A 13,192-nucleotide genomic window follows, 5' to 3' on the forward strand; every position below is an offset into this window, starting at 1 on the left:
GAATGACGCGGCCTTTTCGATTCTCTTGCGATTTAGCGATCAGCGCGTCACGACCACCGTGGTGCCGACCGAGACGCGACTGTAGAGATCGGTGATGTCGTCGTTGAGCATGCGGATGCAGCCATAGGAGACGAAGCCGCCGACCGAGCCCGGCACGTTGGTGCCGTGGATGGCATATTCACCGCCGGCCAGAGTCATGGCGGCAACGCCCATCGGGTTGCGCGGCGAGCCGCCGGGAATGACGTCGGGTAGCTGCGGCTTGTCGCGCTTGACCTCGGCGGGCGGCGACCAGGCCGGGTTGCGGTACTTGCCGTCGATGCGGGTGGTGCCGGCCCACTGCTTGCCGGACTTGCCGACGCCGACCGGGTAGCGCACGGCGTGGCCGCTATCGAGAATGAGATAGAGTTTGCGCTCGTTGGTCTTCACCACGATGGTGCCCGGCGAATAGTCGCCCGGATGCGCACCCACCATTTCCGGCCGCGCCTCGGCCGCGGACGACATCATGACTCCTGCCCCGATGGTGGCGGCCAGTGCCACCGCAATCCTCATCGACATCAATGCTTCCCTTCCGTTGCCCCGAACGGGTCGTCCCAATCTACGCAAAACCCGGCAATGGCCCGCTCGCCCACACAGTATTAACCGCGCCCGTTAACCGGATGGTTTCCAAGCACGGCCACCGAGGGCCAGCCGGCAGGGGGAACAAAGGAAATGTTCGAAATAAAGTAAATGACCTGAAAACAACAGTCGGAGGGAAAGATGCAGCCGCGCCGCCGCGCGCCCTGACAAGAGCGTGAGGATGTGAATGGCTGTTGTTTTAGGGGGCGTGCGACGGCGCGACGGAATGCAAATGGTTCGTGTCCCGGACAAGGCGCGGCACGAAGTGACGCGACGCAGAGCCGGGACCCAGGAGGCCGCACGATCCGCCGTTGCATGGGCCCCGGCTCTGCAGCGCACCGCAAGTGCGCGCTGCGCTGCGTCCGGGGCACGAGAGCGGCTTACGCCGACTTCTTGTTCTGCCGGTTCTTCACGAGATCGTCGACCACGGCGGGATCGGCGAGGGTCGAGGTGTCTCCCAGGCTGCCCGGCTCGTCCTCGGCGATCTTGCGCAGGATGCGGCGCATGATCTTGCCCGACCGGGTCTTTGGCAGGCCCGGCGCGAACTGGATCTGGTCGGGCGAGGCGATCGGGCCGATCTCCTTGCGCACCCAGGTCACGAGTTCTTTCCGCAGATCGTCGGTCGGCTGCACGCCGGCCATCAGGGTGACATAGGCGTAGATGCCCTGGCCCTTGATGTCGTGCGGGAAGCCGACCACGGCGGCCTCCGACACCTTCTCATGCGCGACCAGTGCGCTCTCGACTTCCGCGGTCCCCATGCGATGGCCGGACACGTTGATGACGTCGTCGACGCGGCCGGTGATCCAGTAATAGCCGTCGGCATCGCGACGGCAGCCGTCGCCCGTAAAATACTTGCCCTTGTAGGTCGAGAAGTAGGTCTGCTCGAAGCGCGCGTGATCGCCATAGACCGTGCGCATCTGGCCCGGCCATGACCGCGTCAGGCACAGATTGCCGGTGGTCTCGCCTTCCAGCACCTTGCCGTCGGCGTCGACGATTTCAGGCACCACGCCGAAGAACGGCTGCGTCGCAGAGCCCGGTTTGAGTTTCGTCGCGCCCGGCAGCGGCGTGATCAAAATGCCGCCGGTCTCGGTCTGCCACCAGGTGTCGACGATCGGGCAGCGGTCGTCGCCGACGACGCGGTGATACCATTCCCAGGCTTCGGGATTGATGGGCTCGCCGACCGAGCCGAGCAGGCGGAGCGAAGCGCGCGAGGTCTTCTTCACCGGCTCGTCGCCGCTCTGCATCAGCGCGCGGATCGCCGTCGGCGCGGTGTAGAAGATGTTGACCTTGTGCTTGTCGATGACGTTCCAGAACCGCGAATTATCCGGGTAATTCGGCACACCCTCGAACATCAGCGTGGTCGCACCGTTGGCGAGCGGTCCGTAGAGGATGTAGCTGTGGCCGGTGACCCAGCCGACATCGGCGGTGCACCAGTAGATGTCGCCGTCGTGATAGTCGAAGACGTATTGATGCGTCATCGAGGCGAACACGAGGTAGCCGCCCGTGGTGTGCAGCACGCCCTTGGGCTGGCCGGTCGAACCCGAGGTGTAGAGGATGAACAGCGGATCCTCGGCATGCATGTGCTCGACCGGGCATTCCGTCGTCACCATCGCCGCGGCCTCGTGGTACCAGAGGTCGCGCGTCGGGTTCATGTCGATCTTGCCGCCGGTGCGCTTGACCACGACGACCCAGTCGACGCCGTCGGCTTTGGCGAGCGCTGCGTCGACATTGGCCTTCAGCGGCACCTTCTTGCCGCCGCGCAGGCCTTCGTCCGCGGTGATGATCACCTTGGATTGGCAGTCGTTGATGCGCTGGGCGAGGCTGTCGGGCGAGAAGCCCGCGAACACCACGGAGTGGATCGCGCCGATCCGCGCGCAGGCCAGCATCGCATAGGCGGCCTCGGGGATCATCGGCAGGTAGATGGTGACGCGGTCGCCTTTCTTGACGTTGCGGGTACGCAGGATGTTTGCCATCCGGCAGACCTCGTCGTGCAGCTCCTTGTAGGTGATGTGGCGGGATTGCGAGGGATCGTCACCTTCCCAGATGATCGCGGTCTGGTTGGCGCGCGTGTGGAGGTGCCGGTCGATGCAGTTGTGGGCGACGTTGAGGACGCCGTCCTCGAACCATTTGATCGAGATGTTGCCGGGCGCGAAGGAGACGTTCTCGATTCTAGTCGGCGTCTTCATCCAGTCGATGCGCTTGGCCTGTTCGGCCCAGAAGCCGCTCGGGTCCGAGATCGAGCGGGCGTACATGTCCTTGTACTTGGCCTGGTCGACCCAGGCGCGCTTCGCCCATTCCGCCGGCACGTCATAGATCTTCTCGGACATATTTCCCTCCACATGCGGCAAGCTCAGGCCATGCCGACAGCATCATTTGACGGATTATGCGTCGGGCTAACCGGACCCGACAAGGAGCACAAGCTGGACCTTCGGCGGGCCGCCGACCATGCGGAGGGTCAAGGTCAGCCAGGTTGGCTGTCGCAAATCTGAAACAGGCCGACGGGGCGCCTTTCGGCTCTTTACCCAAACCGCGGAATAGGCCCCTGCAGAGCCCCCATGCGCTGGCTGGAGGTATTTAGGAACCGCCCTTCACTGATTCGGGACTCGCAATACGGTTCGGAACACCCTAAATGGCCAACCCGGGTCCGAAGAGACCCCGTGGAACAAAAATCAGAACAGCGGCATTGACCGATAACAGGCAGGGCTAAGGCGTAAGGCTATGATGGATCAGCAGAATCTCGGGAGGTTGCGGCCCGCTTCAGCCGATCCTGCCGCTATTGCGCTGGCCAAAGCCCTCGGACAATGGCCGAAACCGGCCGGTTCCACCCGTCCCAGCCCGAAAAAGGTGTTCGATTCAGCATCTCCGGCGGCCGTCGAGGCGCTCGCCAGGGAGCTGGGCCTGCGGCTCGGCGACCAGAACGAGCTGACCATCCGCCGCATCAGGCGCGGCAAGGGCTATTCCTTCGTGCGCCCCAACGGCGCCCATATCCGCGACGCCCGCACCATCCGCCGGCTGCACGCCATGGCGGTGCCGCCGGCCTACCGCGAGGTGCGTTATTCGGCCGATCCGAGCTCGCATCTCCAGGCCGTGGGTCGCGATGCCGCAGGCCGGCTGCAATACCGCTATCACGCCGACTGGGAGAAGGTCCGCGAGCACCGCAAGGCGCATCGCCTGGAGAAGCTCGTCGGCGCGCTGCCGAAGATACGGCGCAAGGTCTCGGCGTTCCTGTCGGGCGACGAGCCGACGCGCGAATTCGCGCTTTCGGCCGTGATCGAGCTGATCGCGCGCACCGCGATCCGCCCGGGCAATGAATCCTATGCCCGTCTGAACGGCACCCGCGGCGCCACCACGCTGCTCAAGGCCAACGTCACGCTCGAAGAGGATAGCTTCGTGCTGACCTTCAAGGCCAAGGGCGGCAAGGCGGTGCGGAAGGAATGCGACGCGGCCAAGCTGGTGCGCGCCATCGGCATTCTGCGCGGCGTTCCCGGCAAGCGCATGTTCCAGTATCGCGACGCCTACGGCATCGTCCGCGCGGTCAACACCACGCAGGTGAACGCGTTCTTGCGCGAGATCGCGGGCATCAAGATCTCGCTGAAGGATTTTCGCACGCTGATGGCGTCAGCCGTCGTGGTGGAATCGCTGTCGCGGATCACGCCGGCGACCAGCCAGCGCGGCCGCAAGAAGCAGGTGCTGGACGCGATCCGCGCCGCGGCCGACAAGCTCTCGAACACGCCGGCGATCTGCCGCAAGAGCTACGTCCACGACACCATCGTCACCGCGTTCGAGGATGGCATCCTCGAGCGTTTTGCTGCGACGATGAAGGGCCAGCGTTCGCAGGCAAGGCGCGAGCAGCTGCTGGCGCAGGTGGTGGCGACCGCGGCGGTGTAGCGACGCTGCCTTAGGGTGGGCAAAGGCGCGTAGCGCCGTGCCCACCATTGCTCATGGTGAAAGGTGGTGGGCACGGCGCGAAGAGCGCGCCTTTGCCCACCGTACGAGAGCTACGTCTTGTCGGACACACCCCTGTCCGGACCGGGATCGCCGCCAGCCGCTACGCTTGTGAGCCGTTCCAGGTAGTGCGCCCATCCCTTCGCATGTGCCGCCGCCTGTTCCGCATTCGGCAGCCCGCTATGGGTCATGCGCAGCAGCGTGCCGCCGTCGCGCTCGATCAAATCGATCTCGATCAGGCTCGAGCCGGGCGGCACTTCCTGACCGCCCTCCCAGCCGAACGTGTAGGCCAGGCGATGCACCGGCACGACCTCGCGGAAGGCGCCGCGGGCCGCGGCGCCGCGCGGACCGATGCCCTTCAGAAGATAGAGCCCGCCGGGATGCGGTTCCGTGGTTGCGTCCGACCCCATCCAACTCAGGATCTTCTCGGGGTCGGTGAGATAGGCAAAGACGGTGGCGCGCGGGGCGGCGATCTGGGTCTCGCGTCGCACTATGAACGGCTCGGTCATCGGCGATCATCCCTGGTCTGACGATGGGACATGGCGGCGGCCCTGCGCTCCGTCAAGGATTGCCCGTGACAAAGACGGCCTTGCTTCGCCATCATCGGGCCATGCATTTGTCCCCGCCCCTCGCCTGGCTCGTCGATGCCGCCTCGGATTGCCCCGGAGCGGACCGCCTGCTGGCGGAACTCGGTGCGCATCTGATCGCCGACGGCGTGCCGCTTGCGGCGGGCGCCCTGACGCTGGAGGTGCCGCATCCGCTGATCGCGAAGCGGACCTGGCTGTGGCGCGCCGAGACTGGCAGCGTCATCGAAGCGCTCGGCTTCGCGCCAGGCGGCCTTGCGCCCGACCCGCCCAACGATGCCGGTCGCCGCTGGTTGCGCGACATCGCAGGCGGCGAGGTGCATGAGGATGTCGTTGGACGGGCCGATGGGCCGCTGCTCGGCTGGATCGGGCCGCGTCCGTTCACGGCGGATGAGATCGAGCAATTGCGCCAGGCTGCTCGCTTCGCGGCGACGCCCCTTGCCGTGCTTGCCGCGCGTGCCACGTTGCGGGCGACGCTCGATGCTTACCTCGGCAAGCGCAGCGCGGAACGGGTGCTGGCGGCGCCTCTGCGCCGCGATCTCGGCGAGACCATCCAGGCCGCGCTGCTTTATGCAGACCTGCGCAATTTCACGATCCTCTCGGAAACCACGCCGCCTGCCCAGGTCATCGCGGCGCTCGATGCATGGTTCGATCGCATCGCCGGCGCCGTTCACGCCTTCGGCGGCGAGGTGCTGAAATTCATCGGCGACGGCGTGCTCGCGATCTTTCCGGTGCTCGAGGCATCGCCGCGCCGCGCCTGCGATGCCGCTCTCCGCGCGGCAAGTGCGGCCGAAGCCGGCATGGCCTATCTCAACGCCGAGCGCCAAGCTCAAGGCTCGCCGCCGCTCGCGTTCGGTGCCGCGCTCCATCTCGGCGAGATGCTCTGGGGCAATATCGGCGCCGCCAACCGGCTCGACTTCACCGCGATCGGGCCCGCCGTCAATCTCGCCAGCCGGCTCGAGGGATTGTGCAAGCCGCTCGGCAGGACGGTGCTGGTGTCGGGTGCACTCGCCGCCGAGACGGAGATGCCGCTGATCGCGCTCGGATCGCATTCGCTGCGCGGCATTGCCGCGCCTTGCGAGGTGTTTGCGCTACCGGAGACGCAGAACCGGACATCGTAGCCCGGATTACGCTGCGCTCCATCCGGGCTACGGCAGCGCCTACATCCCGCCCATCTTGCAGACGAGCTTCCACTCTTCTGCCGTCACCGGCTGCACCGAGAGGCGCGAATATTTCACCAGCGCCATGTCTTTGAGCTTCTTCTCGGCCTTGATCGCGGCCATCGTCACCGGTGTCTTCAACGGCTTGTCGGCCTTGATGTCGACGCAGACGAATTTCTCGGTCTTGTCGGTCGGATCGGGATAGGCCTCCTTGATGATCTCGGCGATGCCGACGATCTCCTTGCCTTCGTTGGAATGATAGAAGAACGCCTTGTCGCCCTTCTTCATGTTCACGAGGTTGATGCGCGCGGTGTAGTTGCGCACGCCGGTCCAGGCCTCGCCCTTGGCGCCCTTCGCCACCTGCTGGTCCCAGGACCACACCGACGGTTCGGATTTCACCAGCCAGTACGCCATGCTCATTCCTCTGCCTTGAAGGGCCGCGTCAACAGCCCCGAGATCGCGCCGTCGATCGTGCTGCGGCCGCTCAGGATCGACGCGACCGCTTCTGATACCGGCATCTCGATGTTTTGCGAAGCTGCGAGTTCGATCAGCACCGGCGCGGTGAATTCGCCTTCTGCAAGCTTGCCGGCGGACGGCTGCTCGCCGCGCCCGAGCGCGAGGCCGAGCGCAAAATTGCGCGATTGCGGGCTCGAGCAGGTGAGGATCAGATCACCGAGGCCCGACAGGCCGGTGAGCGTCTCGCTGCGGGCGCCGAGCGCGCGGCCGAGGCGCGTCAGTTCGGCAAAGCCGCGGGTCGTCAGCGCCGCCTGGGCCGAGGCGCCGAGCTTGCGCCCGACCGCAATGCCGACCGCGATCGCCAGCACGTTCTTGGCGGCGCCGCCGATCTCGACGCCGCGAATGTCGGTGGAGTGATAGGGGCGGAATGTCGGCGAGCCCAGCGCCTGCACCAGGCTGCTCGCCAGCGCTTCCTCCTTGGCCGCCAATGTCACCGCCGTCGGCAGGCCGCGCGCGACGTCGTCGGCAAAGCTCGGACCCGACAGGATCGCCGGCTGCGCGTGCGGCGCGGCTTCCGCGATCACGTCGGTCATGAACTTGTGGGTGCCGTGCTCGATGCCCTTGGCGCAGGCGATGATCGGTACCGGCTTCGTGATGTGCGCGGCCAGCATGTTGACCGCGCCGCGCAGATGCTGCGCAGGCGTTGCGATCAGCAGCATCTCCGCGCGCGACGCCTCCGCGAGATCGCTCGTGACGACAATCTCCGAAGCAAGCCGCACGCCGGGCAGTCGCGGATTGTCGCGCGTCGATGCAATCCGCGTCGCATGCTCCGCGTTGCGGGCCCAGAGCGTCACGTTCCGCCCTGCCCGCGCCGCCACCGTCGCCAGCGCCGTACCCCAGGCGCCCGCTCCGATCACCGCGATGGATTGGAACGCGGTCATCTAGTATCCCGCCCGCGTCTTGCCGTAGCCCGCTGGCGCCGTCGCATTGGCGTCGAGCAGCCAGCGTGCGCGCGGCTGCGCCTCCATCGTGTCGGTCATTCCGAGCGCAAGGCGCTCGGCGCCGGCCCAGGCGATCATCGCGCCATTGTCGGTGCAGAGCGCGGGCGGCGGCAGGATCAGCTCCGTCCCGGCCTGCCGCGCGACGTCATGCAGCGCGCCGCGGATCGCCTGATTGGCGGCAACGCCGCCGGCGGCCACGAGCGCGCGCGGCGCGCCGAACTGCTCGCGGAAAAGTTTGAGGCCGACGTTCAGGCGGTCGGCGGTCGAATCCAGCACCGCGGCCTGGAAGCCCGCGCAGAGATCGCTGATGTCCTGCGGCGTGATCTCGGCGAGCCGGCTCGCTTCGGTGCGGACTGCCGTCTTCAATCCGGACAGCGAGAAATTGGCATCGGGACGTCCCTGCATCGGCCGCGGGAACGCAAAGCGCGTGGCATCGCCGTTACCCGCCGCGCGTTCGACCTGCGGGCCGCCGGGGTATGGCAGCCCCAGCATCTTCGCGACCTTGTCGAAGGCTTCGCCGATGGCGTCGTCAACGGTGGTGCCGAGTCGCACATACTGGCCGACGCCGGTAACTGCCACGATCTGGGTATGGCCGCCCGAGGCGAGGAAGAGGCAGTAGGGAAAATCGATTCCGTCGGTGAGGCGCGGCGTCAGCGCATGCGCCTCCAGATGGTTCACCGCGACCAGCGGCGTGTCATGCACCATCGCGATCGCCTTCGCGGTGGTGAGTCCGACGATCACGCCGCCGATCAGCCCGGGCCCTGCGGCCGCTGCGACGCCGTCGAGCTGGGCATAGTCGATGCCGGCTTCGTGCATGGCGCGGTCGATGATCCCGTCGAGCACGTCGACATGCGCGCGCGCCGCGATCTCCGGCACCACGCCGCCGAAGCGGGCATGCTCCTCGACCTGCGAGCGCACGATGTTGGACAGGATCTTGCCACTGCCGTCAGGCGCGCGCTCGATCACCGCCGCGGCGGTCTCGTCGCAGGTGGTTTCGATGCCCAATACCAGCATTGGCGAATCGTTATCCAATTTGCGCCCTTGCACTGATCCATAAAGCAGAGTTCTGGTAAGTCCGGTAGCATTCCGGGGCCAGATTGCGCAATCGTCACGCGCAGCGATCCCGGCGAATGCGTCACCGTCACGCGGTTCGGGAACACCAGCGATGTCCATTCTTGTCACACGGCCGCATCCCGACAATGAGGCAACTGCGGACAATCTGCGCGCGCGGGGGCATGTGGTGCTGCTCGCGCCGGTGCTCAAGTTCGAGCCGGTCGCTTTCCATGACGAGAGCGAAGCGGGCTATGGCGCCGTCATCGTCACGTCGGCCAATGCGATCCGCGCCGTCGCGCCGCAATTGCGGGACCTCGGCCTTTTGGAGCTGCCGCTGTTTGCGGTCGGCGAGCACACCGCGTCTGCCGCGCGCGACGCCGGCTTTGGCGAGGTCATCGTCGCCGGCGGCGATGCTGCGGCCTTGCGCGACAAGGTCGTGCAAAGCGCGCGCGACAAGGTGCTGAAGAAGAAAAGCACGCTGCTTTATCTTGCCGGCGCCGATCTGTCGCGCGATCTCGGCGGCGAGCTCGGTGCGGAAGGATTCAACGTGGTGACGCAGACCACCTATCGCATGGCGCCGGTCAAGCATCTGCCGCGCGAGGTCTGCGAGGGCTTTGCCGCCCACTGGGTCGAGGCGGTGCTGCACTACTCCCGGCGCAGCGCGCGGGCGTTCCTGGACGCAGCGCGGGACGAAGGCGTCGAAATTTCGGCGCTGGCGATCCCGCAATGCTGCCTGTCCGAAACGGTCGCCGGCGTGCTGCGCGATGCCGGTGCGTCGCAGGTTCTGGTCGCCGCGACGCCGGACGAAAATGCCTTATTTGACACCTTGGAGCGTGCTTTGCGTACCCGTTTGGCGTAAGAGGTCGGGCCGAATCCGGCGCGATCGGGTCCGTTTAGGGATCTATGCTAGGGATCTGTGCAAGGTATGGAAGTGTGAGGAACCGTCACGATGGCCGACGACAAGCCTGAAGACGCAGGATTGGCTCCCGACACCGGTCGTGCCAAGCGCACCCCGCCCACCATCGACCTCGAGGCAACCGAAGTCTCGACCCAGCCGCAGGAGGTGGCGGGCGAGCCCGAGGCCGAGCCGACGGCCGAGCAGGCCGCGCCTGAACAGGAAAAGGTCGAGGAGACCAAGCCCGAGCCTCAACCCGAGTCAGCCGAGGAGCAGCCTTCCATTGCGCCCGCGTCCGCTTCGCGGCCGGTTTCCCCCTGGGTCATTGCACCGTTCTCCGGTGCGGCGGCGGCGGCGCTCGTGATCGGGGTCGGCTGGATGCTGGGCTGGCCCGCAGTGCAGGCGCCGCCGCCCGCGCCGCAAGTCACGAACGCGACGGTCGATGCGCTCAGCGGTCGCGTCGCCGCGGTCGAGGCCAAGGCCGGCAAGCCCGCCGCCGATCCGGCCATGGTGGCGCGGATCGACGCGCTGGAGAAATCGGCGAGCGCGCTGCGCAGCGACATCGCCAATCTGCGCGCGCAGTCCGACAAGACCGCGAGCGCGCTGAACGATAGCAAATCCGCACCGCGCGCTGCTGCGCCAGATATTGCCGCGCTCGCCGACCGCATCACGCAGCTCGAGCGCGCCAGCAAGACCGAACGCGCCGAGCTCGCGCAGCAAGGCGAGAAGATCGCCGACGCAAAAGTGATGGATGACAAGCCGCTGCGCTTTGTGGTGGCTGCGACCCTGCTCGATGTCGCCGTTCGCCATGGCGATCCCTACCAGTCACAGCTGTCCGCGGCGCGTTCGCTCGCCGCCAAGCCCGACATGCTGAAGCCGCTCGACATGTTTGCATCGTCAGGCATTCCGACCCCGGTCGCGCTGAGCCGCGAGCTGCTCGCCATCGTGCCGAAATTGTCGCCGCCGGCGGAAGCCCCGGCCGCGAATGCCGGCATCGTCGAGCGCCTGCAGGCAGGGGCGTCGAAACTCGTGCGCATCGAGCGCACCGACGGCGTCGGCAACGATCGCGGCGCCATCGTTGCCCGCGTGACGGCCGCGGCGCTTCGCAACGATTTCGTGGAGGCGCGGCGGGAGCTGAAGACGCTGCCCGAGGCCGATCGGGCGCCGGCGCAGGCCTGGCTCGAGAAGGCCGATGCCCGCGACGCCGCGCTCGCCGCGTCCCGCAAATTCGCCGACGATGCCATGGCGGATCTCGCCAAATCTGCTCAATAAGATTCGCGCAACAATCAGCGCGTAATAGGGATCGCCATGCTTCGCATCGTCCTTTTCCTTGTCCTGATTGCACTGGCGGCGGCCGGCGCGGCCTGGGTTGCCGACCAGCCCGGCGATCTCGTCCTGACCGCGGGGAGCTTCCGGGCTTCGACGACGTTGCCCAGGTTCGTGTTCTTGCTTGGCCTCTTTGCCGCGGCCGTTGTCCTGCTCTGGAGCATCGTGACGATGATCTGGCGCACGCCGGGCCGCATGCGCCGCCGTCGTCACGAGAAGCGTCACGCGCGCGGCCGCCACGCCATCACCCACGGCCTGCTCGCGATCGGACACGGCGACACCGCGCTCGCCCGCCGGCACGCCGAAGCGGCACGGCGGCACGCGCCGAACGATCCGCTCGCGCTTCTCCTGCATGCGCAATCGGCCCAGCTCGAAGGCAAGCGCGACGAGGCGCAGCGCGTCTTCCGCGCCATGGCCGAGCGCGAGGATACGCGGCTGCTCGGCCTGCGCGGCCTGTTCATCGAGGCGCAGCGCGCGGACGATGCGGTCGGCGCCGTGATGATCGCGGAGGAAGCGATCAAGCTGTCGCCGTCCTCGACCTGGGCCTCGCATGCGGTGCTCGGCTTCCGCTGCGCCCGCGGCGACTGGAGCGGCGCGCTCGCGATCCTCGAGTCGAATCTGTCCGCCGGCCTGATCGACAAGCCGGCCTATCGCCGCCAGCGCGGCGTGCTGCTCACGGCGCGTGCGCTCGAATTGGAAAAGATGGACCGCGACGTCGCGCGCGAGAGCGTGATGGAGGCGATCAAGCTCGCGCCGACCCTGGTGCCGGCAGCAGTGCTCGCCGCGAAATTCGAGAGCGAGGCGCATCAGGTGCGCCGCGCCATGAAGCTGGTCGAGACCGCTTGGCTCGCCAATCCGCATCCCGATCTCGCAGATGCCTATGCGCATGTGAAGCTCGGCGATTCCGCGCGGCAGCGCCTGCAGCGGGTCGAGACGCTCGCGGCCAAGACGCACCCCGACAAGCCCGGCCATGTCGAGGGCCAGCTCGCAATCGCGCGCGCGGCGATCGATGCCTCCGAGTTCGCCCGCGCACGCCAGGTGCTCGCGCCCTATATCAACGATCCGACCCAGCGCGTGGCGCTGTTGATGGCCGAGATCGAGCGCGCCGAGCATGGCGATAGCGGCCGTGCCCGCGCCTGGACCCTGCGCGCGGTGCGCGCCCGCCACGATCCGGCCTGGACCGCGGACGGCTATGTCAGCGACCGCTGGCGCCCGGTCTCCCCGGTCACCGGCCGGCTCGACGCCTTCCAGTGGCAGACGCCGGTCGCCAGCCTGCCCTCGGACAAGGCGACCACGATCGAATCCTCGGCCTTCGAGGAAGCCATGCTGGCCGCCCCGCCGCCGAAGCGGGTGACGGCGGCTCCGAGCGAGAGCCCGGTGGAACCGGTCGTGACGGGTCCGGCGCCGGCACCCGCCGCCCAGGACAATTCTCCCCCCGAGACCAAGGAAACCGCCAAGGAAACGGTCAAGGAAACGGTCAAGGAAGCCGTCGCGGAAACCGCCACGGAGGAGCCGGCGGTGGCACCTGCCGAGCCGGTCAAACCGGCCCCCGACCCGGCCGAATCATCGCCGCCGGCGGCAACGCCGGTGTTCCGGACCCGCGCCGATCTCGGCAAGCCCGCCCCGATCCCCGCCGTCATCCCGATCGTCCGTGCCCCTGATGATCCCGGGATCGATGACGAGGGCCCGAGCGATGAATTTACGGAACAAATCGGCACGCCCAAGCCCCATGCAAAGGCCCAGGCCGGCGGCTGGCGCGGATTCTGGTCCCGCTGGGGCGCGTGAGGCGCATTTCGGGCCCCGCTTGTCCTTGCCAATTCGGGCCATGCCCGATATCAGGAGCGCGCGTATCGGGACCGGCATCGCTTTGGTCCTGGCAGGGCTGCCGCAATAGCTCAGTCGGTAGAGCACGTCATTCGTAATGACGGGGTCGGGGGTTCGAATCCCTCTTGCGGCACCAGCGCCTTGTTTCAACAGACCGCCATGAAAACGTATGCCGACGGCAGCCGGCTCGCATGACCGCGCGTTGCATGCGGCCCCATGTTTGCGTGACGTGTGCCACATAACCTCGCGCCCGCCCCGTAATGTCCCGGTCACGCCAAACAGGGGGAGATTCACATGCGCAAAATCATTCTGGTCGCCGCCATGGTCCTGGCT

At 67.1% G+C, this 13,192-nt stretch carries 11 protein-coding genes and 1 tRNA gene; 6 read left to right on the top strand and 6 right to left on the bottom strand.

Features of this window, described 5'->3' with window-relative positions; genetic code table 11:
* Positions 1–39: 39 nt before the first annotated feature.
* Positions 40–555, bottom strand: coding sequence for a L,D-transpeptidase (locus tag QA649_RS01270; protein ID WP_283022618.1), 516 nt, complete (start codon positions 553–555; stop codon positions 40–42).
* Positions 556–995: 440 nt separating this feature from the next.
* Positions 996–2,942, bottom strand: coding sequence for an acetate--CoA ligase (gene acs / locus QA649_RS01275; protein WP_283022619.1), 1,947 nt, complete (start codon positions 2,940–2,942; stop codon positions 996–998).
* A 391-nt stretch (positions 2,943–3,333) separates the two neighbouring features.
* Here acs and QA649_RS01280 point away from each other — a divergent pair, with 391 nt between their 5' ends.
* Positions 3,334–4,503, top strand: a complete 1,170-nt coding sequence (locus tag QA649_RS01280; protein ID WP_283022620.1) for a DNA topoisomerase IB — start codon at positions 3,334–3,336, stop codon at positions 4,501–4,503.
* 110 nt (positions 4,504–4,613) lie between these two features.
* Here the strand turns inward: QA649_RS01280 and QA649_RS01285 are convergent, their stop codons facing one another.
* Positions 4,614–5,069 carry an SRPBCC family protein gene (locus QA649_RS01285; RefSeq protein WP_018645094.1) on the bottom strand — a complete coding sequence of 152 codons (456 nt, stop codon included), beginning with the start codon at positions 5,067–5,069 and terminating at the stop codon, positions 4,614–4,616.
* Between the two features lie 101 nt (positions 5,070–5,170).
* On the opposite strand from QA649_RS01285, the gene QA649_RS01290 reads away from it, so the two are divergent.
* Entirely contained in the window at positions 5,171–6,265 is a 1,095-nt protein-coding gene (locus tag QA649_RS01290) for an adenylate/guanylate cyclase domain-containing protein (RefSeq protein WP_283026228.1), read from the top strand.
* Positions 6,266–6,304: 39 nt separating this feature from the next.
* On the opposite strand, the gene QA649_RS01295 is transcribed toward QA649_RS01290, so the two are convergent.
* The 3 genes from QA649_RS01295 to tsaD are packed head-to-tail and all read right to left on the bottom strand — an operon-like array spanning position 6,305 to position 8,775.
* Positions 6,305–6,718: an EVE domain-containing protein gene (locus QA649_RS01295; RefSeq protein WP_283022621.1), complete on the bottom strand. Its 414-nt coding sequence runs from the start codon at positions 6,716–6,718 to the stop codon at positions 6,305–6,307.
* A 2-nt stretch (positions 6,719–6,720) separates the two neighbouring features.
* Positions 6,721–7,701, bottom strand: coding sequence for an NAD(P)H-dependent glycerol-3-phosphate dehydrogenase (locus tag QA649_RS01300; protein ID WP_283022622.1), 981 nt, complete (start codon positions 7,699–7,701; stop codon positions 6,721–6,723).
* Positions 7,702–8,775, bottom strand: a complete 1,074-nt coding sequence (gene tsaD, locus QA649_RS01305; protein WP_283022623.1) for a tRNA (adenosine(37)-N6)-threonylcarbamoyltransferase complex transferase subunit TsaD — start codon at positions 8,773–8,775, stop codon at positions 7,702–7,704.
* Positions 8,776–8,926: 151 nt separating this feature from the next.
* Between tsaD and QA649_RS01310 the strand changes: the two genes are divergently transcribed.
* The 4 genes from QA649_RS01310 (at position 8,927) to QA649_RS01325 (ending at position 12,995) form a co-directional block, all read left to right on the top strand.
* Complete coding sequence (locus QA649_RS01310) at positions 8,927–9,673, top strand: uroporphyrinogen-III synthase (RefSeq protein WP_283022624.1); 747 nt, start codon at positions 8,927–8,929, stop codon at positions 9,671–9,673.
* Positions 9,674–9,763: 90 nt separating this feature from the next.
* Positions 9,764–10,981, top strand: a complete 1,218-nt coding sequence (locus QA649_RS01315; RefSeq protein WP_283022625.1) for a hypothetical protein — start codon at positions 9,764–9,766, stop codon at positions 10,979–10,981.
* 36 nt (positions 10,982–11,017) lie between these two features.
* The gene (locus QA649_RS01320; RefSeq protein ID WP_283022626.1) at positions 11,018–12,820 is read left to right on the top strand and encodes a heme biosynthesis HemY N-terminal domain-containing protein; all 1,803 of its coding nucleotides are present in this window, start codon (positions 11,018–11,020) and stop codon (positions 12,818–12,820) included.
* Positions 12,821–12,919: 99 nt separating this feature from the next.
* Positions 12,920–12,995 (top strand) — tRNA-Thr (locus QA649_RS01325).
* Positions 12,996–13,192: the final 197 nt, after the last annotated feature.

Source organism: Bradyrhizobium sp. CB1717, from assembly GCF_029714325.1.
Taxonomy (GTDB): Bacteria; Pseudomonadota; Alphaproteobacteria; order Rhizobiales; family Xanthobacteraceae; genus Bradyrhizobium.

Coding starts and splice junctions, on each gene's coding strand:
- QA649_RS01270 (WP_283022618.1), bottom strand. CDS start 555: ATGTCGATGAGGATTGCGGTGGCACTGGCCGCCACCATCGGGGCAGGA.
- acs (WP_283022619.1), bottom strand. CDS start 2,942: ATGTCCGAGAAGATCTATGACGTGCCGGCGGAATGGGCGAAGCGCGCC.
- QA649_RS01280 (WP_283022620.1), top strand. CDS start 3,334: ATGATGGATCAGCAGAATCTCGGGAGGTTGCGGCCCGCTTCAGCCGAT.
- QA649_RS01285 (WP_018645094.1), bottom strand. CDS start 5,069: ATGACCGAGCCGTTCATAGTGCGACGCGAGACCCAGATCGCCGCCCCG.
- QA649_RS01290 (WP_283026228.1), top strand. CDS start 5,171: ATGCATTTGTCCCCGCCCCTCGCCTGGCTCGTCGATGCCGCCTCGGAT.
- QA649_RS01295 (WP_283022621.1), bottom strand. CDS start 6,718: ATGGCGTACTGGCTGGTGAAATCCGAACCGTCGGTGTGGTCCTGGGAC.
- QA649_RS01300 (WP_283022622.1), bottom strand. CDS start 7,701: ATGACCGCGTTCCAATCCATCGCGGTGATCGGAGCGGGCGCCTGGGGT.
- tsaD (WP_283022623.1), bottom strand. CDS start 8,775: ATGCTGGTATTGGGCATCGAAACCACCTGCGACGAGACCGCCGCGGCG.
- QA649_RS01310 (WP_283022624.1), top strand. CDS start 8,927: ATGTCCATTCTTGTCACACGGCCGCATCCCGACAATGAGGCAACTGCG.
- QA649_RS01315 (WP_283022625.1), top strand. CDS start 9,764: ATGGCCGACGACAAGCCTGAAGACGCAGGATTGGCTCCCGACACCGGT.
- QA649_RS01320 (WP_283022626.1), top strand. CDS start 11,018: ATGCTTCGCATCGTCCTTTTCCTTGTCCTGATTGCACTGGCGGCGGCC.